This window comes from Endozoicomonas sp. ALC013 (assembly GCF_049310205.1).
Lineage (GTDB): Bacteria > Pseudomonadota > Gammaproteobacteria > Pseudomonadales > Endozoicomonadaceae > Endozoicomonas.
The window spans coordinates 1-2,163 of record NZ_JBLYNS010000327.1 but is presented as its reverse complement, the minus strand read 5'-3'; the positions used below and the strand labels follow the sequence as shown (position 1 = coordinate 2,163).

The window sequence follows — 2,163 nt, the reverse complement described above, 5'->3', positions numbered from 1 at the left end:
CTGTCTTCTCCAGCTCCAGCCCGTTCTCCACCAGTTTTGCCAAGGCCCACAGCAGGTTGGCGATATGCTGAGGAATAAAGTGGTCTTTCTCTTCTTTTGATTCGGCTTTGGCTTTCACATGGCACAACAGCGCGGCCAGGGCCTCTTTGAGCTTCGCTGTCTTCTCCAGCTCCAGCCCGTTCTCCACCAGTTTTGCCACGGCCCACAGCAGGATGGTGACTGCCTGTGGCTTCAAGTGGTCTTTCTCTTCTTTTGATTCGGCTTTGGTTTTCACATGGGGTAACAGCGCGGCCACGGCCTCTTTCAGCTGTGCTGTCTTCTCCAGCCCGTTGTCCAACAGTTTTGCCACGGCCCACAGCAGGTTAGCGATATGCTGAGGAATAAAGTGGTCTTGATCTGCTTTTGATTCGGCTTTGGTTTTCACATGGGGTAGCAGCGCGGCGACGACCTCTTTTAGCTGCGCTGTCTTCTCCAGCCCGTTGTCTACCAATTTCGCCACCGCCCACAGCTGGTTGGCGATATGCTGAACAATAAAGTGGTCTTTCTCTTCTTTTGATTCGGCTTTGGTTTTCACATGGGGTAACAACGCGGCCACGACCTCTTTGAGCTTGGGTGTTTTCTCCAGCCCCAGCCCGTTGTCCACTAATTTTGCCACGGCCCACAGCAGGTTGGTGATATGCTGAGGAATAAAGTGGTCTTTCTCTTCTTTTGATTTGGCTTTGGTTTTCACATTGGCCAGCAGCGCGGCCACGGCCTCTCTGAACGTCCGTGTCTTCTTCAGACCATTGTCTACCAATTTCGCCACCGCCCACAGCAGGTTGGCGATATGCTGAGGATTAAAGTGGTCTTTCTCTTCTTTTGATTCAGCTTTAATTTTCACATGGTGCAACAGCGCGGCTACGGCCTCTTTTAGCTGCGCTGTCTTCTCCAGATCCAACCCGTTTTCGACCAGTTTCGCCAGAGCCCACAGCAGGTTGGTGACTTCCTGTGGCTTGAAGTAGTCTTTCTCTTCTTTTGATTCGGCTTTCGTTTTCACATGGAGTAACAGCGCGGCCACAACTTCTTTGAGCTTCGGTGTCTTCTCCAGCTCCAGCCCGTTATCTACCAATTTTGCCAATGCCCACAGCTGGTTGGCGATATGCAGAGGAATAAAGTGTTCTTTCCCCTCTTTTGATTCGGCTTTGATTTTCACCAGGGGCAACAGCGCAGCTACGACCTCTCTGAGCTTCGGTGTTTTCTCAAGCTCCAGCCCGTTACCAACTATTTTTGCCAGGGCCCACAGCAGGTTGGTGGTACCTTGGGCATCAATATCCCTGGCTTCAGGTTTTTGCTTGCACTTAACTATTACTCCATCAAGTAACGTTGACAATAACGCTGCCTGAGCTTCCTGACTTTTCTCATTCATATATTTATTAGGGGTAAAAACACCCGCTGACGTAAATGAATGAATCGTTGTCATCAGGCTTCGCCAAGTCCACCCGAGTGTCGCTTTAAAATTGTGCAACAAGGGTATCAGTTGACATTGTTCACTGTGATTTAAAGGTCGTTGTGACGCTGATGTGTATTGTTTAATTAACGTGGCAAATTGACTGTGTTTTTTACCATCATAGCGATCACTGTAACGAGCAGATACCCACACCAGCCAATCCATTTTTTCTTGTGTGATGAGAGCATTAAAATCATGATCAGGTTTTATTGAGTGTCCTGGTGGACGGTTAGCAGAGCAGGCATTAGAAGCAGGATGAAGTTCATTACACCTCTGGATATAGGGTAGTGGCGCAATCACCAGTCTGACTGTGCCATGTCTGTATCGCCCACTTTTTGCAGAATTGGTACGATCATCCGTTTTTTTATAATCATTACCTGATGTTGTGCATTGCCAACTGATACCAGCATCGCCTCTGTCCATCATTATATTTCATTAATTCATGGGAAACATAAAATGTAGACTACTCCACGACATCAGCAGGCATTCTTAGGATAGACATTAAGCGTCTACTCCCCTCTTCGGAAAGTTAAAGATGGAACCACGAAGAACACGAAGAGCACAAAGAAGAGATTTTTTTTTCCTTCGTGCTCTTTGTGTCCTTCGTGGTTCCATTCAAAAGCCATTGAAAATGGAGGGGTAAGCTTAATGTCCACCCTAAGAACAGGCATTAGCCC

At 47.9% G+C, this 2,163-nt stretch carries 1 protein-coding gene; it reads right to left on the bottom strand.

Annotated features, from left to right (window positions below):
* Positions 1 to 1,912, bottom strand: a 1,912-nt coding sequence (locus ACO6V1_RS23565) for a DUF1601 domain-containing protein (RefSeq protein ID WP_422468977.1), incomplete at its 3' end; no start/stop codon positions are given.
* Positions 1,913 to 2,163: the final 251 nt, after the last annotated feature.